This is a genomic window from Psychrobacter glacincola (assembly GCF_904846215.1).
Taxonomy (GTDB): Bacteria; Pseudomonadota; Gammaproteobacteria; order Pseudomonadales; family Moraxellaceae; genus Psychrobacter; species Psychrobacter glacincola.
Window position 1 is genome coordinate 189,522 of record NZ_CAJGZK010000002.1, and the last position, 22,379, is coordinate 211,900.

The window sequence follows — 22,379 nt, forward strand, 5'->3', positions numbered from 1 at the left end:
TTGTATCATCGAATGCAAGCAAATTAGTAAAACAAATACAGACAGCTGAGTGGTATTAATTACCCTATAACTGTCTCTATTAAAAAATAAAATGATGATGCTAATAAATAGATATTCACATCATGGTCTAAATATTTTATGCATTATTTCAAGTTATCCATACGGTTTATTGCTCTTGGCGGGCAATCATAATCTGCGCACTAACCGCAAGCTCATCTTCAACATGCACAGTACAATCGAACTTATAAATACCTTGCTTTTGCATCACAATTTTAGAGCGGATAATCAGCTGATCACCAGGGATAACACGGCGCTTAAAGCGCACTTTATCAACCCCTGCAAACAGATATAAATAGCCATCTTCTGCCGTCAATCCTGCACTAATAAAACCAAGAACACCTGATACCTGCGCCATGCACTCAACCATTAATACGCCTGGCATAATAGGCTCATCAGGAAAATGCCCATTAAAAAACTCTTCGTTAATGGTGACGTTTTTTATGCCCGTGATACATTCACCTGGTGTACAGGCAACTATCTTATCCACCAATAAAAATGGGTAACGATGTGGCAAATAATGTTTCAAAGTATGATAAGTTAATGGCAACGCTAACCCTTGTTCAGCCAAGCTTTTGATGTCTTCTGCTGTTGGGTTATCAATATTGCTAGTGCTCATAGTAGCGCTTCCTTGCTGTATTTAAAGTCTTGCTTGAAATTAAAGCTTTGCTGGGTTTTGAATATGGCAAATAATCTAAGTATCAGTTTTCTTTAACTATGAATCTTTAAATGCTAGTTGCGACCAAGCTGGCGAAAACGAACAGCAGCACGGCGCCAGTTAGCAGTTGGCATAGCAGCCGTTCCAGAAGAGTAGGATCCGGCAGTGGTGATTGACTTGGTGACCATGGTCATAGCAGACAAGGTAACATCATCTGTGATGTCAATATGACCTGTAATACCAACCGCACCGCCGATAATACAGCGTTTACCAATACTGGTACTACCCGCGATACCTGTGTGAGCAGCGATAGCCGTACCATCACCGATACGGACGTTGTGTGCCACTTGTACGAGGTTATCAATAATAACATGATTTCCAATCACCGTATCATCGATAGCACCGCGATCAATACAGGTATGACTGCCAATGCGTACATGATTACCTATTAGTACACGCCCTAACTGCGCAATACGTTCCCAGCCTGTGACACTAGGATTACTGGTGGGTGCAAAGCCAAAGCCTTCTGAGCCGATGCTAACCCCAGCGTACAATCTTACGTGATGACCAACGACACAATCATGTCCTATTACCACTTGAGGTTTGATGACGCCATCTGTGCCAATGGTGGTGTTGTCTTCAACAACCACGTGAGCTTCAAGGACACAGCGGTCACCAATCTGTACCTGCTCACCGATGACACAAAAAGCGCCGATAGTCACATGATTGCCAATAATGGCACTGTCGGCAATGACGGCTGTCGGATGAATACCGCTAACTGAATATTGACGAGCGAAAAGTTGACTCACACTAGCATAAGCCAAATAAGGGACAGCAACGATTAAAGCCACCGTATCATTTGGCGCTTCGTTATGATGCTCTTCAGTGATGAGTACTGCACCAGCATGAGTATTGGTCAGACTAGAGAGATAATGAGGATTACTCAGAAAACTTAGCTGCCGGCAGTTTGCCGTGGTTAAATTACCAATACCCTCTAAGGATAGACGGCGCTGCTCAGGGCTAAGCTCAGCCTTGTTAAGAACAGGCTGACGCTGCTCAATCTGGGAGATGAGTTGCTCAATCGTTATCATAGTAAGTATTAGTATTGGCATGAATAAGAGGGTCGCCAAGTTGAGATATCATCTTGACGACCGGCTAAATATAACGAACGCTTTATTTGTTTACAGGGTTAAATAATAGCAATCAAACCCTGTAAACAATAAGACATAACTAGAAAGTGTTACCAATTTGGAACTGGACTTTCTCAGTCTCATCGTCTTCTTTATCACCGATAGGTACGGCATAGCTCAAAGAAATCGGACCAATTGGCGTATACCAAGTAACGCCTAAACCGGCACTAAAGCGCATTTTGTTGTCTTGCGTTAATAGAGTTACACCCGTATCTTCGCCGGTAGCTGGATCAATAAAGGTACGATCTTCTTTGTCAGTGGTATCAAATACCTGACCACCTTCAGCAAACAGTACCGGACGTACTTGATCTGCCCAGTCGCCTTTAAATGGCATTGGTAAAATCAATTCAGTACCAAAGCTGACTAACGCATTACCACCAACCTCTTCATCTTTAAAACGAACATCATCGTTTATCGCATCATTATAGCTTTGCGATTTAGGACCTAGCGTTGAGGCTTCATAGCCACGTACCGAACCATAACCACCAGCATAGAAGTTTTCATAGAAAGGTAAATTGTTACCATAGCCAAGCTTGGTATAACCGCGTGCTATCCAGTCTTTGTAAATAGGTTGGTAGATATTGCCACGATAGACCAGTTTTTGATAACTGGCATCACCCAGACCAATGGTCGCATCGACTGTATGACTCATGCCTTTATTTGGGAATACTGGGCGGTCTATGGTGCTGTAATCCCAACCGAATAGTAAGTTGTAGCTTTGATAATCATTTTTAAAGCCCGTACGACCAGAGAATTCATCTTGCTCGTTATTGAATTTCTCGAACGTACCACCGTCATCTATGATCTGCTGAACGCTTGACACACCAAGACGGCTACCGCCACGTACTGTGGTGTTATCAACGTTTAAGCCAGCACTTACACGTTTGGTTTCATCAACTGGATAGCTATAGTTCAGCGTCGCGCCATAAGCATCGGTAACATAGTTACTGACGTTTCTGTCGTCGTATTTGGTTTCACGGTAATAAGCGCTAATACCTTGTGATACACCATTTTCTGTGAAATACGGATCCGTATAACCCAAGCTATAAGAATCACGCGTCTCTGAGCGTGACAAAGCAGCTTTCACACGGTCACCAGTGCCCATAAAGTTGTTTTGCGTGAGATCTAACTGGAAAGTAACACCACCACTTTGTGAATAACCTGCCGCAATGGTTGAGCTACCAGACGGCTGCTCTTCAACCGTATAGTTTATATCCACTTGGTCTGGCTGATTTGGAACCGGCTTCACATCGACGTTAACATTTTTGAAGAACCCTGTACGCATAAGACGCGTACGTGATAACTGAATTTTGTCACTAGAAGCCAGTGACCCTTCTAACTGACGCATTTCGCGGCGTAGTACTTCATCTTGGGTTTTTAAGTTACCCGTAAAATTGATACGGCGAACATAAATAGGACGTGCAGGATCAATATAGTAATCGATATCAACGACTCTGGTCTCATCATTGATACGCGGTACTGGTCTGATTTGCGCCAAATAATAGCCCTCATTACCATAACGGCTCTTTAAAGCGGCCGTGGTAGCATCAAGCTTGGCTTGTGAGTACTTTTCTTTGGCATCAAAGGTGACCAGCTCTTTTAGCTCACTGGTTTCAAAAGTCGGCTTACCTAAGAAATTAATTTCGCCAAACTGATATTGCTCGCCTTCACTAAGACTGACCTCAATAAACACACTGTTCTTATCTTCACTGATGTTGAGCACCGCATTGTCTACCGAAAAGCGCACATAACCATCATTTAGGTACAGGGCTTTTAGATTCTCTAAACTTGCCGCGAGCTTTTCTTTCGCATAACGATCAGATTTAGATAATAGACGTGTCCATGAAGACTCTTTGACTGCAAAGACTTCTTTAATCTCTTTATCACTAAAGTGCTTATTGCCAATAACATTAATATCGACGACCTTGGCAGGCTTGCCTTCAATAAAGCGCACGTCAAGTTTGACGCGGTTACCATCGAGCAGGGTCTGATCGACTTCAATATTACTATTATAATAACCTTGGCTAATATATTGCTGCTGCAGCTCGTTTGCAACGCCTTGCAAGGTTGCTTGCTTAAGTACATTACCCACAGCAAGACCTGCATTATTTAAGCCTTGCTCAAGCCCTTCTTTTGGGATGAGTTTGTTGCCATCAAAGTTAACTTCTGCAATCGTCGGACGTTCAATGACATCAAAGCGCAGCTTGCCACCTTCGATACGGCTTTGAATGTCAGCAAAGTTTTCTGTCGCATATAGCGCTTTGATACTGGCAGCCAGATTTGCATCATTGACCGTATCCCCTATCGAAATAGGCAGCACCGGATACAAACTATCAGGTGTTAGACGTTGTAGACCATTAAAGCCAATATCAGTGACCACAAATTCTGCGGCCTGAACCGGCATACTCATCATTGCTACAACTAACGGCAACCCAGCCGCGCTCATAAATAAAGGCGTACGCATAAACACTATCCGTCAATAAAAAACTTGCTTAAGTTAAGTTAAAAAGCACACTTGTCTTGTCTCTTTTGTGTGATGTTGTGAACACGCAGAGGACAGACTCAGAACACTTTATATAAAACGCGTCATAAAATAAACTAAAAAATAAAATTAGTACAGCAGTAAGGCGATAAAAGAAATCGCTTTGCTACTGATAATCAGTGTTTGATAAGCATAAAACCATTAGCCTATCGCATCTTACCTTGTCAGCAGTATGATATGTCATCAAAAAAGCCGACTGATATCATTACCAATTGCTAACACCATGAAACCTGCCAGCAAGAGTAAACCGATATTTAATCCTACCATTTGTACGCCTTCAGAGAGTGGCTTGCCGCGTATCAGCTCAATAAGATAATACACAATATGACCACCATCTAATACTGGAATGGGCAACAGATTCAAAACCGCAAGGCTCAAACTGATTAAAGCCGCGGTAGATAACACCATCTGCCAACTGATATCAAAGCTTTGTTTGGCAACTTTTGCAATGGTGATCGGACCTGATAAATTATCAAGACCAATCATACCTGATAGCATTTTACCCATTGAGCTGACCGTCATGACAGCCAATTGTTCAGTTTTCTCAAATGATTTGACTAATGACTCGCCAGGACCATAGACGACAGTGGTTTTGTACGCATCAGGAATGACAATTTCAGACTGTGCCACCATAGCACCAATTTGTCCATAATCGTTACCTAAATTGTCTTTTTTACCTTGCGGCATAATCTGCAATTCGACCTGCTTATCATCACGCAATACGCTAAATGTCAGCAACGTCTCAGGATTATCGCGGATAATACGAGTGGCGCTGATCCAGTCGTTAATCACTTCATCGTTAATAGCAGTGATACGGTCACCAACCTTTAAGCCTTGAAGACTAGCAGCGCCATCAGGAGTCAAATCACCAACTATCGGTGCGATGTTCGGTTGCCACGGTATCATACCAAAGCTTGATAGCGCATCTTTGCCTTGCGCCGCGCCCTGCATGAACTCTTTAATAGGTGCTTGATAGGTCTTGGTTGCACCCTTGTCTATTTCTGATTGCAACGTCACACTGATATTAGTTGTCTCACCCATACGCCCAGCAAGGCGATAGTTAATGCCTTCCCACGTCTGCACCTCATGACCATCAATAGCCACAATTTTATCACCGACTGGCAGCTGCGCCATCGCTGCTGGGGTGTCCGGCAACACTTGACCAATTTTGGTAACCAACTGCTCAGATGGGGTCATAAACAACACCCAAAACAGCACAATAGCAATGACAAAATTCATGATAGGACCAGCGGCAACAATCGCTATTTTCTTAAGCGGATGCTGACGATTAAACGCCAGATGCTGCTCATCGGCTGCCACCTCGCCTTCACGCTCATCGAGCATCTTGACATAGCCGCCAAGTGGTAGGGCTGAAATACGATAATCAATGCCGCTTTTTTTGCTCGTCCAACCAAAGAGCTTGGGACCAAAACCGATAGAATACGTGAGTACTTTAACGCCGCAAAGTCGCGCCACTATGTAATGACCCCACTCATGCAAGGCAATAAGCGGACCTAAGACAAATATTGCCGCAAGCAGCGTTAATAAAAACGTCATGATCTTTTCTCAGTTTTTTGTCTTAATATCATTATAAAGGCGCTAGCGTTTGATACATCTAAGCCAGTTTTGCCACCAACTTATCAGTATACTGACGTGCTAGATTATCAATCGCCAAGATCTCATCAATATCGGCAGTCTCGTCTAATAGTGGCACCTGTATCTCGTTTAATGCTTGCTCATTAATATCGGCAATATCTGTCAGGCGAATATGATTTTCTAAAAATGCAGCAACTGCCCTTTCATTAGCAGCATTTAATATGATAGTGGCATGAGTACCCGTTTGCATCGCTTGACGGGCAAGGCGCAAGCAAGCAAATTTTTGCAAATCTGGTTTAATAAACTCTAAACCACTTAGCGCAAATAAGTCCAATGGCTGCGAGCCACTCTCAATACGGTCAGGGTAGCTGAGCGCATGAGCAATGGGCGTTTTCATATCTGGGCTGCCAAGCTGCGCCAAAAAGCTGCCGTCGCTATATTCTACCATTGAGTGAATGATACTTTGTGGATGAATGACCACATTTATCTTATTTTCAGGTAAATCAAACAAATGGCAAGCTTCGATCAGCTCAAGCCCCTTGTTCATCATCGTGGCAGAATCGACGGATATCTTTTTCCCCATTGACCAGTTGGGGTGTTTAACCGCTTCAGCAACACTCGCTTGCTGCATCTGCGTAAATGACTGTTGTAAAAAAGGTCCGCCAGATGCCGTCAGCCATAGCTGACGCACACCATGGTTTGGTCGGTGGATTTGGCTGTTATCCTGCTGAATCGCTAATGGCAAACACTGAAAGATAGCGTTGTGTTCAGAATCAAGCGGCAACAAAGTTGCATGATGGGTTTTGACCGCATTGATCATCACTTGACCCGCCATCACCAGCGCTTCTTTATTGGCTAGCAGGATACGCTTACCTGCACGGGCAGCGGCTAAGGTAGAAGGCAGTCCAGCTGCGCCCACAATAGCTGCGACGACCGTATCAGTTTGCGTATCGGTTGCAATATCCACCAAACCGGCAGCGCCGCCGACTACTTCGATATCAAGACCTGCTGCACTCAAACGCTGTGCGAAGTCATCAACTGCTGCGGTTGGTACACTGACACGCTTAGGCGCAAACTGCTGACAAAGCGCAAGCAGCTTGTCTAAACGGTGATAGCCAGATAAAGCATAAACGTCATAATGCTGTGGTTGTGCCGCCAAGATGGCTAATGTACTGTCGCCAATCGAGCCTGTCGCGCCTAATACGGCGATACGTTGGGTCATAACCATGGATGCCTATAGATAATAATGTAAGTCATACTATAAAAAGTAAATCAGCCGCTAAGGTTATATTCTATCAAATGACGCCCTAAGGCGTTTTGATAGCTTTAGGCAAATTAGACGACCATCAAACCAAATTGCTGTATCGCCCAAAAACCCAGTGCAAATATCGGCGTGGCAGATAGCAGTGAATCAATACGGTCAAGTATTCCACCATGCCCTGGCAATATAGTTCCTGAATCTTTGACATCAGCGCGGCGTTTGAGCATAGACTCAAACAAATCGCCCAGTACTGATGCCAAAATCGTCAGCGCAGACAATGCCACAAAAGCGATGAGCGCAGTGCCCGTTAATTGTAATTTAAAGACACTTATGATCACTACGACCAGCAGCCCTGTGACTAAGCCACCAGCAAGCCCTTCCATACTCTTATTGGGTGAAACGTTCGGTGCCATTTTGCGGCGACCAAACTTGCGCCCAACAAAGTAAGCACCACTGTCTGCACACCAGACCAATAAAAATACATACAGTAACCACCATGCCGACAATTGCCATAAGTAAAACATAGCCGTAATTGAAGCGGTTAATATCACTACCCCCATTAGTGCCAACTGCTTACCATACCATTTGGTAGACGTTGGGAAAACTCGTACCCAAGACAGCGCCATTAACCATATGACGAGAGAAGCTGCCCACCAAAACAGCCAGGTGACTTTAAACATCAGTGACACTAATGTCAGCAGCAACACCAATAGCACAAAGACCGCTGGTTGACGCCATTTTGGCATCAGTTTCGTCCATTCATGGGCGGCGATAATTACCCCTATCGCCAAAAGTGGCGCAAACAATATAGGCGTTTGGCTCGCAAACATTGCAATACCAACGATAATAACGAGAACAATTGCCGTCTTAATTCGTTGCCACATACTTATTGAGCCTTATAATAATGAAGAACATTTGGTCAAATTGCGTGATAAATATTTACTATAGATAATGACGTATCATAGCCAGCTGCTGACTATAATAGCGTATTGATAGTGACACGCGCTATTGAAAGTGCTCCAAATTGACAAAAGTCGTCTAATGCTCTTAACATAACCTCTAAGATATTTGCTGAGCCGTCACTACTTGCTCGCTGGTTTTGCCAAAGCGGCGTTGACGTTGGGCAAAATCCTCTAGCATTGCTGCAAGCTCATCGACACTAAAATCTGGCCACAATGTTGGGGTAAAAAACAGCTCTGCATAGGCTGATTGCCATAATAAGAAGTTGGAAAGACGGTACTCACCGCCGGTACGTATCAGCATGTCCACTTCTGGCGCATCTGCCAATTGCACATACTCTCCTAGCTTTTCTTTATTAATATCATCGATTGACAACTGACCTGCCTGTACTTGCTGTACCAGCTGCTTTGCGGCATAAGCGATATCCCACTGTCCACCGTAACTGATGGCAATGACCAATGTCATGGCATCAAAATCAGCGGTTTTTGCTTCAGCATCCGCCATCAATGTTTGCAAATCATCACTAAGCTGACTGCGGTCGCCGATAAAACGCAGACGAATGCGGTACTTAACCATACGAGGCATTTGCTCATTGATGGTTAAGCTCAGCAAATGCATCAGCAATGCCACTTCACTTGGGGGGCGCTGCCAATTCTCACTTGAAAAAGCAAAGACGGTCAAAACCTCAATGCCCGTACTGACGCAGTACTCAACAATAGGATCTAGCGCATCTTTGCCAGCGATATGTCCCTGACCTTTGCCCAAATTATGGATTTTACCATAGCGGTTATTGCCGTCCATGATGATAGCGATATGGCGTGGAAGAAGGGCTGGAGCTAAATCATCTGACATAGACATAGGCTAACTTGCTTATTGTTGAGGTAAAATAATCATAACGCGCGACATGCTATATAAAAGCCTAGCACGTATTTTACAAATTATTAAAAAGTATTGATACAAAATACTCAGTCGTCTACATAGCAACAAACAGCCAATATCATATTGCTATTGGCTGTTTGCTTTAAGCGGCTGCTATTAAAAATTACGGCACGGCGTTTTGATAGTGGTCATTTTCTAGTGATAAAAGATACTTATACTTGCATCAAATCGCTTTCTTTTTTGCTTAGACGGCTATCAATGGTCTCGATATATTTGTCAGTGATTTTTTGAATATCATCACTGGCACGGCGCTCGTCATCTTCTGAAATCTCTTTTTCTTTTGCCAACTCTTTGATGTCATTCATCATATCACGGCGGATATTACGGATAGATACGCGGCTGTTTTCTGCTTCGCCACGTGCCAATTTTTGCATATCACGGCGCGTCTCTTCTGTTAATGCTGGCATTGGCACACGAATCACATCGGCTGACATTGGGTTCAGCCCCAAATCTGCTTCGCGAATAGCCTTGTCAATCGCTTGTACCATGGTACGGTCAAATGGCTGTACCAGTAAGGTACGCGAATCTTCAACGTTAACGCTCGCCACTTGGTTCAACGGCGTATCAGAACCGTAATAGCTGACCATCACACCTGTCAACATACCTGGATGCGCGCGACCCGTACGAACTTTACTAAACGTGCTTTCAAGCGCTTCCAAGGTTTTCTGCATGCGCGCTTCGCCGTCTTGTTTAATCTCTTTAATCATGAGGTATCCTTATTTATCGCTACCGACAAATCATTTATTGTTAATTATAAAAACTATTCAGGTGTTACCACAGATAACTAGCTGTCTTACTTCTACTTATCTTTTGTCCTGTTTTTGCGTACGATATTAATGATAGACGCGTGTGCCTTCATTTTCGCCCATCACAACATTTAACAAAGCATTGGGCTTATTCATATCAAACACTTGTAATGGCACATCATGCTCACGGCACAATGCAATGGCGGTTAAATCCATCACGCCAAGCTTTTGCTCTAACACCTCATCAAAGGTTAAGCCGTCGTATTTAACCGCATCAGAATGTAGGCTTGGGTCTTTATCATAGACACCGTCTACTTTGGTCGCTTTTAAAATCAAGCCCGCTTCGATCTCAATACCACGTAAGCAAGCAGCGGTATCAGTGGTAAAGAATGGATTGCCTGTACCGGCAACAAAAATGCACACTTCACCGTTTTTGAGATAACGAATGGCATTACGGCTGCTATAGCTTTCAGTCACTTCACCAATCGGTAAAGCTGACATCAGGCGTGTTTTGATATTACGGCGCTCAAGCGCATCACGCATTGCCAGACCGTTCATGACGGTTGCCAGCATACCCATTTGATCGCCCGTGACGCGCCCAACCAAACCCTCTTTTTGTAATTGGGCACCGCGATATAAGTTACCGCCGCCAACCACAATACCCACTTGTACACCAAGTCCGCGCAAATGAGCGATAGACAAGCTCATCTTATCTAGCACTTCAGTATCAATACCCATATCTTTCGTACCGGCTAAGGCTTCACCAGAGAGTTTTAGCAAGATACGAGAATAACGCGGGGTTTTGTCAGACATGAGGTCACCTTGTCAGTATTGAATTATAAGTAAAGTTATCGGTAAAATACAAATAGAGTTTGCTTTGAGACTTGAGGGCATTGTCCTACTTAAGGATAAGCAGGTACAACTGTCAAATTGCGCTAATTGTAGCAAAAACTGCCCGCTATTGGGCAATTTTTGCTGACATATTGTGCGTGCGCTTTAGGCTTGATAACTGGCAAATAAGTCATATTCGCTAGCATCATCGATAGTAACCGTTAAAAACTGTCCAACTTTGACCGCAGCAGTAATATCATCGACATAGACATGACCGTCAATCTCTGGCGCATCGGCATAGCTACGACAAATGGCAACACCCTCATCAAAATCAATTTCATCCACCAAGACCATCAAGGTTTTGCCGATTTTTTCTTGCAGTTTTTGTGCTGAGATATCTTGCTGTAATGTCATCAAGCGCTCATAGCGTTCTTGTTTGATATCTTCTGGCACATGATTGGGCAAGTCATTGGCAACCGCACCTTCAACTTCAGAATACGTAAAGGCACCAACGCGGTCTAGGCGTGCTTCAACCAACCAATCAAGCAGACATTGGAAATCTTCTTCTGTCTCGCCAGGGAAGCCAACGACGAAGGTTGAGCGAATGACGATATCAGGACAAATCCCACGCCATGCGTGAATACGTGCCAAAGTATTTTCGCTATGTGCTGGGCGCTTCATCGCTTTTAGGATGCGATGACTGGCATGTTGGAAAGGAATATCAAGATAAGGCAGTAGCTTCTTTTGACCCATGAGTTCTACGACTTTATCCACATGCGGATACGGATAAACATAGTGCAAGCGCACCCAAATACCCAAATCGTTTAACGCTTGGCATAAGTCATAAAACTTAGACTTTAGCGGCATCCCATTCCAAAAGCTGGTTTTATACTTCAAGTCCAGACCATAAGCAGAGGTATCTTGCGAGATAATCAGCAATTCTTTCACGCCAGCGTTTTTCAGTGCCAGCGCTTCATTCATCACACTGTCAATCGGACGCGACACCAAGTCCCCGCGTAAACTTGGAATAATACAGAAGGTGCAACGGTGGTTACAGCCTTCTGAGATTTTCAGATAAGCATAATGGCTTGGGGTTAATTTGATACCCGCCTCATTAATCAAATCTATTTTTGGGTCATAACTGGCATCCAAACTACGGTCAGGCTTGGGCACATGCAGTGCGACTGCTCTAATCACTTCATCATAAGCATGAGCGCCCGTCACGGCTAGCACGGCAGGATGCATAGCGCGGATTTTATCTGCTTCTTTACCGAGGCAACCCGTCACAATCACTTTACCGTTTTTGCTAATCGCTTCACCGATGGCATCTAGCGATTCTTGTACCGCTGATTCAATAAAACCGCAGGTATTAACCACAACCAAATCTGCACCGTCATAGTCGCTCGCAACTTGATAACCATCACGGCTAAGCTCGGTGATAATACGCTCACTGTCTACCAAGGCTTTTGGGCAACCGAGCGATACAAAACCAATCTTTGGCGCCGCGGTTACTGGACTAGAGGCTTTCGCGCTACTGGTTACATCAGCACTTTGGGCAATACTACGGTTTTGGTTATGATTGGCTTTATGATGATAAGGTTGAACACCAGCCGTCGAGCTTTGCACAGGCGTCGCTGTCAGCTTAGCAGGATTAAAGAGAGTGGCAGTGTCTTTTGGCATAGAAGCTGATGAGGTAGAAGCTGGCTGTGAAGGGGAAATAGTCGCATTAACGGACTCGGTGAAAATTTTGGGCATGGCTAACCTTGCTTGAGATAAATTGGCTGTGCGCATTGTACGTTTTTTTTGCAAAAATCGCCAGTTTTGTCGCTCTATAGTGTTGATTTATGGTTAAATATTATATCGAGCATCTATTTATCTAGGTATTACTCATGACCGCTGATTCTATAAGCGCAAAACCAACGCCTGACTTAGCTTTTATCTCACAACATTTATTTACAGCAATCCTATGGGTTGATGATGAGCTGGCTATTGTATGGCTCAATGCCCAAGCAGAGCAACTGCTTGCCGTTAGTAGCGGACGCTTGCTGGGTCAATCTATATTGACGCTGCTTGCACCAGAGGAGCTAAAGTTAAAAGACAGCCCCATGATTGATAAAGAGGATGGTAATGAAAAAATCCGCTCTTTGACAGAAAGATTTACTCAAGCGAAGAATTATCAACAACCCTTTATCGATCATGATCATATAACAAACACTCCATTAAATGGCAACTTAGCACTCTCAATTGACTATAGTGTCACGCCTGTCATTTATGAGGAGCAGAGCTACTTTATTATTGAGATGTGGGGGAAAGACCGCCAAAGTCGTATCTCAGAGGAGCAACGTCAGCAGCAGCAATATGTCGTTGCCCGTCATATGCTGCGCTCTGTTGCCCATGAAATCAAAAATCCGCTGGCCGGTATTCGCGGTGCCGCGCAATTATTGCAGCGCCAATTTATCAAATTTAGTGAAAGCTCTTTGAATACTCACGCTGCTGATACTGACCATCCGAGCCTTATATCCACTCTCTCTTCAAACCCTGATAATAATCGTCAAAAAACTGCTGAAAAATTACGCAGCTATACTGATATTATCATTTCAGAGACGGATCGCTTAACTCAGCTGATTGCTCAATTTCTTGGTTCTAATCAGCTGCCCAATTGGCAATCTCTCAACGTTCATGAGCCGTTAGAGCACGTCTTGGCATTGATCATCCATCAATATCCGCAAATAACACTGCAACGCGATTATGACTTATCGTTGCCTGAATTGTTTGCGGATAAAGACCAGCTGATTCAAGTCTTCTTAAATTTAATCAATAATGCCTGCGAATCTATGACGGAATTTGCACAAGCCTTGCCGCACCATGCACCTTCAGAATCAAGCGTTTTGGCATCAAATATTATCTCTTTCGATACTAACAATGATTATCAACCTATCCTACATATTCAGACTCGAGTTGTCTTTCAGCATACAATTTCTGGGCAGCAGCACAAACAAGTACTACAAGTTACTATCACTGACAACGGTTCAGGCATTGATTCAGATATTATCGGACAGATATTTTTCCCTATGGTGACCAGTCGCGCGCTAGGAACTGGGCTTGGTTTATCCATTGTGCAAGATATCATCAGCCGTCATCATGGTATGATTGACGTCAGCTCTATTCAATCACAACGCGTTGATTCTAATCATCAACGCCTCAATAACAGTCAGACCCGTTTCACCCTTTACTTGCCTTTTCATCAACCAATTGCTGAAAATTAATGCAGCTATAGTCAAAACACTCTAAAAACGCTACGGTATTGCTGGTACAAATTTTTTGCAGCCTCTGTCTGCATGGGCACAGCAAGCAAGAAAAATTGATACCAGCAGTACATCATGTGTCGATATTACTTTTCACTGACTATATTTTCACCCTCTCATGCTTATTAGGCTAAATACATGACTCAGTATAATGACACCCAACACCTTACAAGCAATGAGCAAATGCCAATGGGCACAGTCAATAAAAATCCTGATAATGAGCCTGCCACTTTATGGCTCATTGATGATGATGCAACGCTACGACTGGTACTTGCAGATACTTTTGAAGACGCCGGATTGACGGTTATCAGCTTTACCCAAGCACAAGCCGCATGGACACGCCTTAATGATATTCTGCAAGTGTCAGAGTCAGCCGAATTATTACCTGATGTGATATTGACGGACATTCGTATGCCGATGATGGATGGTCTATCCTTTAGTGATTGGGTACACAAGCACTTTCCTAAGCTGCCGATTGTCATTATGACAGCGCATTCAGATCTCACTTCTGCCATTAGTAGCTATCAGACAGGCGCATTTGAATATCTACCAAAGCCATTTGACTTGGACGATGCGGTTGCAACGATTTATAAGGCCATTAATTATCAGCCGAATCTGTTGGTATCAAATGATTCAATCGAGTCTAATACGAATATACATACTGACATCGCATCCGTTGCTGCTGTGAAGTCTACTGTTAAAGAACACCCTACTAGCAAGCCACACTCAGCCAAATCTGCTAAAAAAACCACCAAATCTGCTGAAACTAAAGCTCAAGAAAAATCTAGTACACAAGCTAATCACAATCCCAGCGGCATCATTGGTCAGTCACAAGCCATGCAAACGGTGTTTCGTGCCATTGGCAGACTCGCGCACTCACCGATTACTGTTTTAATCACTGGTGAATCAGGCACAGGTAAAGAGCTGGTCGCTAGCGCTTTGCATCAACACTCACCGCGAAAAAATAAAACCTTTATCGCTCTGAATATGGCAGCAATTCCCCATGATTTGATTGAATCTGAGCTGTTTGGTCATGAAAAAGGCGCATTCACTGGCGCCACAACCTCACGCCAAGGTCGCTTCGAGCAAGCGGATGGTGGTACGTTATTTTTAGATGAAATCGGTGACATGCCTTTTAGCACCCAAACGCGACTGCTACGCGTGCTGGCAAATGGTGAATTTTTTCGTGTGGGTGGACAGCAGCCGGTCAAAGTAGACGTACGTATTATTGCCGCCACCCATCAAGACTTAGAAGAATTGGTCAAACAAGGCAGATTCCGTGAGGATTTATTTTATCGCCTTAATGTTATTCGTCTGCCATTGCCGCCTCTAAGGACACGGCGAGAGGACATACCAGCATTAACGACTTACTTTATGCAGCGCGCTGCTGAGCAGATGAATACGGCGCCAAAACATCTGCATCCGGCGGCAATGCAAATGATACTGTCTTTTGAATGGCGCGGTAATGTCCGCCAACTTGAGAATGTTTGTCTTTGGCTGACAGTGATGGCGACCGGCGACACGGTTATGATTGATGACTTGCCGCCAGAGTTGCTCGAAAATAGCGCGGCTACCTTAGAAAACCAATATCCCATATCTTCAGAATATATGACTGAAAACCAGCATTTGCAAAGCCAACATGCTTTTGGCACTCAAAGCTGGCAGCAAGCATTAGCCGTTTGGGCTAAGAATTCACTACAAGCGGGTGAAACCGATATTCTGCAGACGGCAACACCTGAGTTTGAACGGGTCTTGCTGACCGCAGCGCTCAATCATAGCGGTGGCAAAAAGATAGCCGCTGCCAATTTACTTGGCTGGGGACGCAATACACTGACACGTAAATTACAGCAATTAGACCTCTCATCATATCAAGAGTAAGATGAGCGTTAATACAGCAGTAAAAAGTGTAAATTAAAAAGTTAGCAATATCAATTATTTACGATTTTTAAGAAAAATATTTGTTAAATAATTAAAAATAAGGGCAAATAGGACTTGCCAAACCACTCGAACTCTATATAATAGCCAACCACTGAGACGCACTACCGAATCAGTTATTTATCTCAATGGCGTTTGAAATTGAACACCAAAGATGATAAGGTAACGAAAATGGGGCTGTGGCGGAATTGGTAGACGCACCAGATTTAGGTTCTGGCGCCGTAAGGTGTGAGAGTTCGAGTCTCTCCAGCCCCACCATTTTCGGATAGTACATCTTAGATCAAATATTAAAACCTGCTTTTTAGCAGGTTTTTTTGTATCTGAATTTTATGCTCTATAACGATAGAGTCAGTGAAAAGTAATATCGACACATTATGTACTGCTGGTATCAATTTTTCTTGCTTGCTGCGCCCATGCAGACAGAGGCTGCAAAAAATTTGTACCAGCATGATGCTATTCTGAGCGTAACTCTTTTATATTGAACTCACTATATAGTCAGATGAAAATAGAAATGTTATGAAAATTTAAACGCGCTATTGGTATAAATTTTACTGGCGTGCTGCGTTCCCAGAGGCTGCGCAAAATTCATACCAATAGCGCTATAACAATTTTGTAGTAAACTCACTATAGCTTCTCTAAATCCCTCAACACGTCTTTCATATTTTGATAGCGCTTGCCCGTCCGCTTTGCCAATGCCTTGTCAACAATTCCTTGATAATTACGATATTCTAAAGGTAAGCTCGGCACAGACTGTTGGCAATGCCTAGTCGCCCAATCAATCATTGAATCACTACTTTGAGCATCAACGGCAAACGGTCGCTCGCCGACTAATATTTCATACATCAGTATCCCAAACGCATAAACATCACTTTGAGTAGTTGTGCCACACCCTTGCCAGCGTTCAGGGGCGAGATAGGCAGGCGTGCCAGCAGGAGTTGCCTTACTTGGCAGATGACAGCGTGCCGCCAAAGCAAAATCCGTCAATAATAAATCAAAGGTGATACGGCTAATATCCGCATTATTTGGCAAAAAACCTTCTAGAAAAATATTACTGGGCTTAATATCATTATGTAGCCAGCCTATATTATGTAAATGGTGAATAAGATAAGCAGATTGCAGGATACACTGATGTTTTTGTGCTTCTGTTAATAACACATACTTTTGAGCACTCAGCTGATTTGCCAAGCTGCCATTAGGATAATAAGGTATGACAAAGATAGTCAGCTGCTGCAACTGCCCTAATATTTGCAAAATAATATTTTCATAGGCTAGTAGTGGTGGTGCGATAGCGGAAAGGCTGTTTTGAAGACTGTTTTGAAAAGCGCTTTGATTATTTGATAAGTTATTGATAGATTTCAGAACCTCAGCTTCATAGGTTAAGTCAGCCGAATTTTGACTAGTATCAGCACATAACTGCCATTTAATCATCACCCTCCCAAGCTGTGAATGTTGTGCACGTGTTAAGCCTTGACAGTCAAGCTCGCTACTATTACCTTGCTGGCTCAGGCGTTGATGCAATATCTCGCTATAATTTAGGCTAGAAAAGAATACAGTCAAAGCTGGCAGGATCTGCTGCGCTTGCGTTCGCAACGTTTGTTTTGTCCCTGCTGGTACGACACAAGGAATACTGGCACTATTTTTCATGGTAAAGTGATGCCTTTAGATATCTAGTATGCCAACTGTTATTTTAATTTTTATAAGCGACTGAGTTTATGCCCCAATCCACTAAGCCCGTTATGAATTATGCCCTGCCTGACCCTTTATTAGATTTACTCGGGCAGTATTTACAAGAGCGGGTCACGCCAACCATTGAGATTGATCCTGCGCAGCTGGCTTATCGCTGGGTCGGTGGGCAGACTGGATATTTAGAGCCGCTGGCAGTCAATTTATTTTTGAATTTAGATGACTTACAGGGTATCGATACCCAAAAATCAAAACTGGTACAGAACACACGCCAGTTCCTAAAGGGCTATCCTGCCAATCATGTGCTGATGACAGGGACACGCGGCGCTGGCAAATCATCACTGATTCGGGCATTGCTACAAGCCTATCATAACGAAGGTCTGCGCATCATTGAAATTGCCCGCGATGATTTACGGATGCTTGATAAAATACGGGCTGCGATTAAAGCATTGCCAGCTGACTGCACCTGTCGCTATGTAGTGTACTGTGATGACTTGGCATTCAATGGTCAAGATGAAAGCTACCGCACCTTAAAAAGTGTGCTCGATGGTGCCCTTGATTCAGAGCAAGATAAGTTATTGGTCTATGCCACCAGTAACCGCCGCCATCTGTTGCCGCAGCTGATGAAAGACAATGTTAATATTTATAATGGTCAAACTGATGAAGTCAACCCTTATGAGACCATCGATGAGACGGTGTCATTATCTGACCGTTTTGGCTTATGGCTATCCTTTCATCCGATGGATCAAAACACTTATTTACACATCGTGCATCATTACTTATCTCTTCAACAAAAAGTCGATGCTAAAACACATCATGATAACATGCACGGCGATGAAGAAAATAAAGGGGCGGACAGCATTGATGAGCTACCCACTCATATCAGAGCAGCTGCTTTACGCTGGGCATCTGAACGCGGTGGACGCTCTGGTCGAGTGGCGTATCAGTTCAGTCGTCATTGGATAGGTCAGACACAATTGGCAGCTGAAGACAATCACCCTTAAAATGCCATTAAAAATCAGTTGTTATGATCGCGTGCAGAGCCTAAATACTGCACGCTGCCACTCTCTGTCTCGCCTGCCAAGTCTGCCAAGTCTGCTGATCCATTCACCATATATTGGGCAAAGTCATGTGCTAGCCATAAATTACCTTGGTAAACACTTTCAGACTCCAAGCGAATATGTGCCATATTTGGCGTGCTGCTAGTTGGGTTGTCAAAGCTCTGATAACGCGCGCTAAAATGGGTCATAATCAAGTTTCTGACCCCGACTTGCTCAGCAAATCGACCCAGCAGCTGCGCGCTACTATGCATTGGATCAAAGTCTGGATTTTTGGCTTGAATCTTCGCTAAAACGTCACTGGTATACGTGGCTTCATGCACCAATACATCCGCGCCGACCACTGCCGCTTTTAAGCGCTCCGGCGTATCATTATCCCCCGCTATCACAGCCCGAGTCTGTGATATTTCATTATCGACATAATCTACTGAACGGAGCATACGACCATCGTCCGTCATAACGTCCTCGCCCTGTTGTAGCTTGCCCCACAGTGCGCTGGCTTGGATGCTATCTGCAATCAGCTTGTCCGTATTAAGACTACGACGAGTGATAGTTTGCGTGATACCAAAGCCATAAGAGGCGACTCGATGTGATAACGGCGTGATATCAATCTCAAGCTGATGTTGATTGTCTAAGCGGATAGTGACTTTATTCTGGTTAATGGGTTCAGATAGCAAATCTTCTATCGTCATAAAGTTAATAGCAAAGGGAAGGTGCAATTCGGTAGTCAAAATAACAGCATCCAGCAGTGTGGCAATCGCTTTTGGCGCAATCAGTGTCAGTGGCTCGCGGCGCCCTGACATTGCCGCACTCGCTAGCAGTCCTGGCAGACCATAGCAATGGTCGCCATGTACATGAGTAATGCAAATCACGGCTAATTGATGTAAAGATAACTTGGTATGTAATAGCTGATGCTGGGTACCTTCACCGCAATCAATCAATAACCACGGTCGCGATTTGCTATTTTTATTATTGGATTTATTTTTATCTTGCTGACGAATCGAGCCAATCAAATAAGGATTAAGGCACTCGATGGCAAGCGCCGTCACGTTACGCTGTTTGGTTGGCACCCCAGCTGAAGTACCCAAGAAAGTAAGTTTTAGCATCGCTTATCTCTTTGATGTATCACAATCAACCTTTATGATAACTGGCATATCAGTGTTCTTTTTCCTTCAATCATCTGCCCACCATTGGCCGTGCATTCATTGACCATATTGGACTCATAAGACTTCCAGCCTCCATAAAAGCTGGCAACACATAGCATAACCACTAGCAGTTTTTGTGACCATGCTTTGATAGAGACCTGCTGACTATTTACGTTACTATTCACATTACTATTGACGTTACTATTCACATTACTATCAACCCCATTCAGTGGTTGTTCAGCAGCAATGTCGGTATGGTCGGTATCAGAAATGTCATTATTCGACTTATTCAAGTCTGTCATTTTTTATCCTAAAAAAGGTTTTGTCTATAAATAAACAAAACCTTTTATTGTTATATTACATCAATGGTTGATAATAAGCGCCGCCCTTAAAACTGAATACGACCGCCTTTCTCTTCAGCGCGTTTAAATGCGTCACGTTCCTGACAGCGTTTGAGCCAATTTAATACATTGGTATATTTGCCATCGTTTAATCCTGTACGTGATTTGGCTGCGATTACCGCAAAATACATCTGAATATCAGCGGCGCTAAATTCTGACCCAGCAAACCAATGATTGTCTTTTAGCTGTTGCTCCATCATGGTTAACACACTGTTGATACTGTCCTCAATCATACTGCTTTCGACCTGCTTTTGGATATTTTTGCTGATAGGTTTGACTAGCATTGGCGATCTTGCCACCACTTTGGTGAACACCAAACGCATGACCAAGGGCGGCATTATTGACGCTTCACAAAAGTGCATCCAAAAAGTATAGGCTTCCCACGCCGCTTCATTATCACCAGAAGGCTTAAACAGCTGTTCTTTATCATAGTGTCTGAGCAAGTACTCGATAATAAAGCCGGACTCAACCAGCGCGCGGTCGTTCACTTCTAATATCGGGGCATGACCTAATGGATGAACTTTCTTTAGGCTATCTGGCGCAAGATAAGCTTTGGTACGCTTATAGCAGGTCAATTGATAGTCTACCTGCAATTCTTCTAATAACCACACAATACGAAATGAACGTGAATTTTCTAAATGATGAAGATGTAACATAAACTATCCTAATAATAAGTTTTGAGTATTCAGTAACAGGTTTTATAAATTTATTTTTTCAATAATTTTTTCAATAAAAAGAGGTTTGATGAATCAAACAACCCGATTTAAGTTAATAACAGCACTTTATAATAACTCAGTTACTGTCTGAATTATAGCTTTGCTATGTAGCTTGACTTACCAAGCCACCTTTATCGACCAATGCTACTTATCATTAATTCAGTCAATACATTAACTCAGTCACTACTTTGAATCTAACGCTTGTATTTTACGCGTGATTTTATCTATTCGCTGTTGGTATTTCCTGATTTTACGGAAGCGGTGCGCCTTTAATACTCCTTCTATACGGTGGTCAATAAAACGGCGACGCGGTGGGAAACTCCCAACTTGTGGCTCTCGGTAACCATGCAAACGGTCGTCACGGCGGCGAATAAGATACCCTTTCATACTATCAGCAATCATGATAAATAACGCTACAGTAATCATGCCATACATAAATAATGAGCCGCCTTCATCCAAACTTTGATTTAACACAGTGAGGGATAATACAAATAGCAGCATGGGCTCTATGTAGCTGAGCGCGCCAAATAGCGACACTGGCAGCTTACTACTAGCGACCATAGTCAGTGACATCGCAAGCGCACTAAAAGCGCCTAGCAGCGGCAATAGGTACCAAAATTTGGTATTTTGCGCCGCCACACTAAAGCCGCCGCTGCTATAAAGCATAATCAGCACCACTGGCGTCAGTAACGTCAAATCTGATAGCAGTCCTGTGATTGGCGGTACAGCAAGCTTACGACGTAGCAAATAATAAGGCGGATAACCCAAGCACGCAAAGGCTGTTACCCAAGATATACTGCCATATTGCCAGATATCATAGCCAATGCCGAGCGCAGCACATATCGCTGCTAGCCATTGCAAAGCACTCATATGCTCATGATAAAAAAAACGCCCAATCACAATCATCACCAGCGGCAATAAAAAATAACCCAAGGTCACATCAAGACCAAAGCCATTCACCGGTCCCCACATAAATAGCCAAATCTGCCCACCTAAAATTGGGGTCGGCAGTACAAAAATAATCCACTCTTTTAGACTCTTTAACGTTTTTAGATAATCAAAAACATGCTGCCACTGTTTTGTAAGGCTGACCAATAGCACAAGGCTCAAGAGCATCATCAATACGCGCCATGAAGCTACCTGTGTACCCGTTAATGGCAGCATAAATAGCCCAAATAAAAACATCAAAGAAAACAGAAAACTTGATGATACTGAGGCTAAGGTTCCCTGAACGGTTTGATTGGTCGTAAGCATAAAAACAGCCTTAAAAAATAAAAAAAACAAAAGCCTCCAACGATAACGTCAGAGGCTTTTTTTAGAAAAGGTCATAAAAGAATAGATCAAAAAGCTAACTAA

Annotated in this window: 18 protein-coding genes and 1 tRNA gene; 4 read left to right on the forward strand and 15 right to left on the reverse strand. The window is 43.5% G+C overall.

Annotated features, from left to right (window positions below; all coding sequences use genetic code 11):
• Window positions 1–166: 166 nt before the first annotated feature.
• The 10 genes from fabZ to rimO form a co-directional block, all read right to left on the reverse strand.
• On the reverse strand, window positions 167–676 hold the full coding sequence (fabZ, locus tag JMW90_RS01900; protein ID WP_227691829.1) for a 3-hydroxyacyl-ACP dehydratase FabZ: 510 nt from the start codon (window positions 674–676) through the stop codon (window positions 167–169).
• A 113-nt stretch (window positions 677–789) separates the two neighbouring features.
• A complete protein-coding gene (lpxD, locus tag JMW90_RS01905; protein ID WP_201561486.1) occupies window positions 790–1,806 on the reverse strand; it encodes a UDP-3-O-(3-hydroxymyristoyl)glucosamine N-acyltransferase in 1,017 nt (338 codons plus the stop codon).
• 139 nt (window positions 1,807–1,945) lie between these two features.
• A complete protein-coding gene (gene bamA, locus JMW90_RS01910) occupies window positions 1,946–4,369 on the reverse strand; it encodes an outer membrane protein assembly factor BamA (protein ID WP_201561429.1) in 2,424 nt (807 codons plus the stop codon).
• A 261-nt stretch (window positions 4,370–4,630) separates the two neighbouring features.
• Window positions 4,631–6,004, reverse strand: coding sequence for an RIP metalloprotease RseP (gene rseP / locus JMW90_RS01915; RefSeq protein ID WP_201561430.1), 1,374 nt, complete (start codon window positions 6,002–6,004; stop codon window positions 4,631–4,633).
• A gap of 58 nt (window positions 6,005–6,062) precedes the next feature.
• The gene (ispC, locus tag JMW90_RS01920; RefSeq protein WP_201561431.1) at window positions 6,063–7,271 is read right to left on the reverse strand and encodes a 1-deoxy-D-xylulose-5-phosphate reductoisomerase; all 1,209 of its coding nucleotides are present in this window, start codon (window positions 7,269–7,271) and stop codon (window positions 6,063–6,065) included.
• Between the two features lie 107 nt (window positions 7,272–7,378).
• On the reverse strand, window positions 7,379–8,188 hold the full coding sequence (locus JMW90_RS01925) for a phosphatidate cytidylyltransferase (RefSeq protein WP_201561432.1): 810 nt from the start codon (window positions 8,186–8,188) through the stop codon (window positions 7,379–7,381).
• A 175-nt stretch (window positions 8,189–8,363) separates the two neighbouring features.
• Entirely contained in the window at window positions 8,364–9,122 is a 759-nt protein-coding gene (gene uppS, locus JMW90_RS01930) for a polyprenyl diphosphate synthase (protein WP_379607490.1), read from the reverse strand.
• A 233-nt stretch (window positions 9,123–9,355) separates the two neighbouring features.
• Complete coding sequence (frr, locus tag JMW90_RS01935; RefSeq protein WP_201561433.1) at window positions 9,356–9,910, reverse strand: ribosome recycling factor; 555 nt, start codon at window positions 9,908–9,910, stop codon at window positions 9,356–9,358.
• A 126-nt stretch (window positions 9,911–10,036) separates the two neighbouring features.
• Window positions 10,037–10,762 (reverse strand): UMP kinase, encoded by a 726-nt coding sequence (pyrH, locus tag JMW90_RS01940; RefSeq protein ID WP_011280800.1) that lies wholly within the window; start codon window positions 10,760–10,762, stop codon window positions 10,037–10,039.
• Window positions 10,763–10,945: 183 nt separating this feature from the next.
• Complete coding sequence (rimO, locus tag JMW90_RS01945) at window positions 10,946–12,535, reverse strand: 30S ribosomal protein S12 methylthiotransferase RimO (protein WP_201561434.1); 1,590 nt, start codon at window positions 12,533–12,535, stop codon at window positions 10,946–10,948.
• A gap of 134 nt (window positions 12,536–12,669) precedes the next feature.
• Here rimO and JMW90_RS01950 point away from each other — a divergent pair, with 134 nt between their 5' ends.
• The 3 genes from JMW90_RS01950 to JMW90_RS01960 all read left to right on the forward strand — a co-directional run bounded on the left by JMW90_RS01950 (window position 12,670) and on the right by JMW90_RS01960 (window position 16,278).
• Window positions 12,670–14,046: a two-component system sensor histidine kinase NtrB gene (locus tag JMW90_RS01950; protein ID WP_201561435.1), complete on the forward strand. Its 1,377-nt coding sequence runs from the start codon at window positions 12,670–12,672 to the stop codon at window positions 14,044–14,046.
• 177 nt (window positions 14,047–14,223) lie between these two features.
• Entirely contained in the window at window positions 14,224–15,963 is a 1,740-nt protein-coding gene (locus JMW90_RS01955; protein WP_201561436.1) for a sigma 54-interacting transcriptional regulator, read from the forward strand.
• A 230-nt stretch (window positions 15,964–16,193) separates the two neighbouring features.
• Window positions 16,194–16,278, forward strand: a tRNA-Leu gene (locus tag JMW90_RS01960).
• Between the two features lie 366 nt (window positions 16,279–16,644).
• Here JMW90_RS01960 and JMW90_RS01965 read toward each other — a convergent pair.
• The gene (locus JMW90_RS01965; RefSeq protein ID WP_201561437.1) at window positions 16,645–17,664 is read right to left on the reverse strand and encodes a serine/threonine protein kinase; all 1,020 of its coding nucleotides are present in this window, start codon (window positions 17,662–17,664) and stop codon (window positions 16,645–16,647) included.
• A 68-nt stretch (window positions 17,665–17,732) separates the two neighbouring features.
• Between JMW90_RS01965 and JMW90_RS01970 the strand changes: the two genes are divergently transcribed.
• A complete protein-coding gene (locus JMW90_RS01970) occupies window positions 17,733–18,707 on the forward strand; it encodes an ATP-binding protein (protein ID WP_201561438.1) in 975 nt (324 codons plus the stop codon).
• Between the two features lie 14 nt (window positions 18,708–18,721).
• Here JMW90_RS01970 and JMW90_RS01975 read toward each other — a convergent pair whose 3' ends face one another.
• The 4 genes from JMW90_RS01975 to rarD all read right to left on the reverse strand — a co-directional run bounded on the left by JMW90_RS01975 (window position 18,722) and on the right by rarD (window position 22,277).
• Entirely contained in the window at window positions 18,722–19,867 is a 1,146-nt protein-coding gene (locus JMW90_RS01975) for a ribonuclease Z (protein ID WP_201561439.1), read from the reverse strand.
• A 32-nt stretch (window positions 19,868–19,899) separates the two neighbouring features.
• Window positions 19,900–20,208, reverse strand: a complete 309-nt coding sequence (locus JMW90_RS01980) for a hypothetical protein (RefSeq protein WP_201561440.1) — start codon at window positions 20,206–20,208, stop codon at window positions 19,900–19,902.
• An 86-nt stretch (window positions 20,209–20,294) separates the two neighbouring features.
• Complete coding sequence (locus JMW90_RS01985) at window positions 20,295–20,963, reverse strand: glutathione S-transferase (protein WP_201561441.1); 669 nt, start codon at window positions 20,961–20,963, stop codon at window positions 20,295–20,297.
• Between the two features lie 243 nt (window positions 20,964–21,206).
• Entirely contained in the window at window positions 21,207–22,277 is a 1,071-nt protein-coding gene (rarD, locus tag JMW90_RS01990) for an EamA family transporter RarD (RefSeq protein ID WP_201561442.1), read from the reverse strand.
• Between the last annotated feature and the right edge of the window lie 102 nt (window positions 22,278–22,379).

Bases quoted from the DNA above. Each gene is read 5' to 3' on its own strand.
- fabZ (WP_227691829.1), bottom strand. From the start codon at position 676: ATGAGCACTAGCAATATTGATAACCCAACAGCAGAAGACATCAAAAGC.
- lpxD (WP_201561486.1), bottom strand. From the start codon at position 1,806: ATGATAACGATTGAGCAACTCATCTCCCAGATTGAGCAGCGTCAGCCT.
- bamA (WP_201561429.1), bottom strand. From the start codon at position 4,369: ATGCGTACGCCTTTATTTATGAGCGCGGCTGGGTTGCCGTTAGTTGTA.
- rseP (WP_201561430.1), bottom strand. From the start codon at position 6,004: ATGACGTTTTTATTAACGCTGCTTGCGGCAATATTTGTCTTAGGTCCG.
- ispC (WP_201561431.1), bottom strand. From the start codon at position 7,271: ATGGTTATGACCCAACGTATCGCCGTATTAGGCGCGACAGGCTCGATT.
- JMW90_RS01925 (WP_201561432.1), bottom strand. From the start codon at position 8,188: ATGTGGCAACGAATTAAGACGGCAATTGTTCTCGTTATTATCGTTGGT.
- uppS (WP_379607490.1), bottom strand. From the start codon at position 9,122: ATGTCTATGTCAGATGATTTAGCTCCAGCCCTTCTTCCACGCCATATC.
- frr (WP_201561433.1), bottom strand. From the start codon at position 9,910: ATGATTAAAGAGATTAAACAAGACGGCGAAGCGCGCATGCAGAAAACC.
- pyrH (WP_011280800.1), bottom strand. From the start codon at position 10,762: ATGTCTGACAAAACCCCGCGTTATTCTCGTATCTTGCTAAAACTCTCT.
- rimO (WP_201561434.1), bottom strand. From the start codon at position 12,535: ATGCCCAAAATTTTCACCGAGTCCGTTAATGCGACTATTTCCCCTTCA.
- JMW90_RS01950 (WP_201561435.1), top strand. From the start codon at position 12,670: ATGACCGCTGATTCTATAAGCGCAAAACCAACGCCTGACTTAGCTTTT.
- JMW90_RS01955 (WP_201561436.1), top strand. From the start codon at position 14,224: ATGACTCAGTATAATGACACCCAACACCTTACAAGCAATGAGCAAATG.
- JMW90_RS01965 (WP_201561437.1), bottom strand. From the start codon at position 17,664: ATGAAAAATAGTGCCAGTATTCCTTGTGTCGTACCAGCAGGGACAAAA.
- JMW90_RS01970 (WP_201561438.1), top strand. From the start codon at position 17,733: ATGCCCCAATCCACTAAGCCCGTTATGAATTATGCCCTGCCTGACCCT.
- JMW90_RS01975 (WP_201561439.1), bottom strand. From the start codon at position 19,867: ATGCTAAAACTTACTTTCTTGGGTACTTCAGCTGGGGTGCCAACCAAA.
- JMW90_RS01980 (WP_201561440.1), bottom strand. From the start codon at position 20,208: ATGACAGACTTGAATAAGTCGAATAATGACATTTCTGATACCGACCAT.
- JMW90_RS01985 (WP_201561441.1), bottom strand. From the start codon at position 20,963: ATGTTACATCTTCATCATTTAGAAAATTCACGTTCATTTCGTATTGTG.
- rarD (WP_201561442.1), bottom strand. From the start codon at position 22,277: ATGCTTACGACCAATCAAACCGTTCAGGGAACCTTAGCCTCAGTATCA.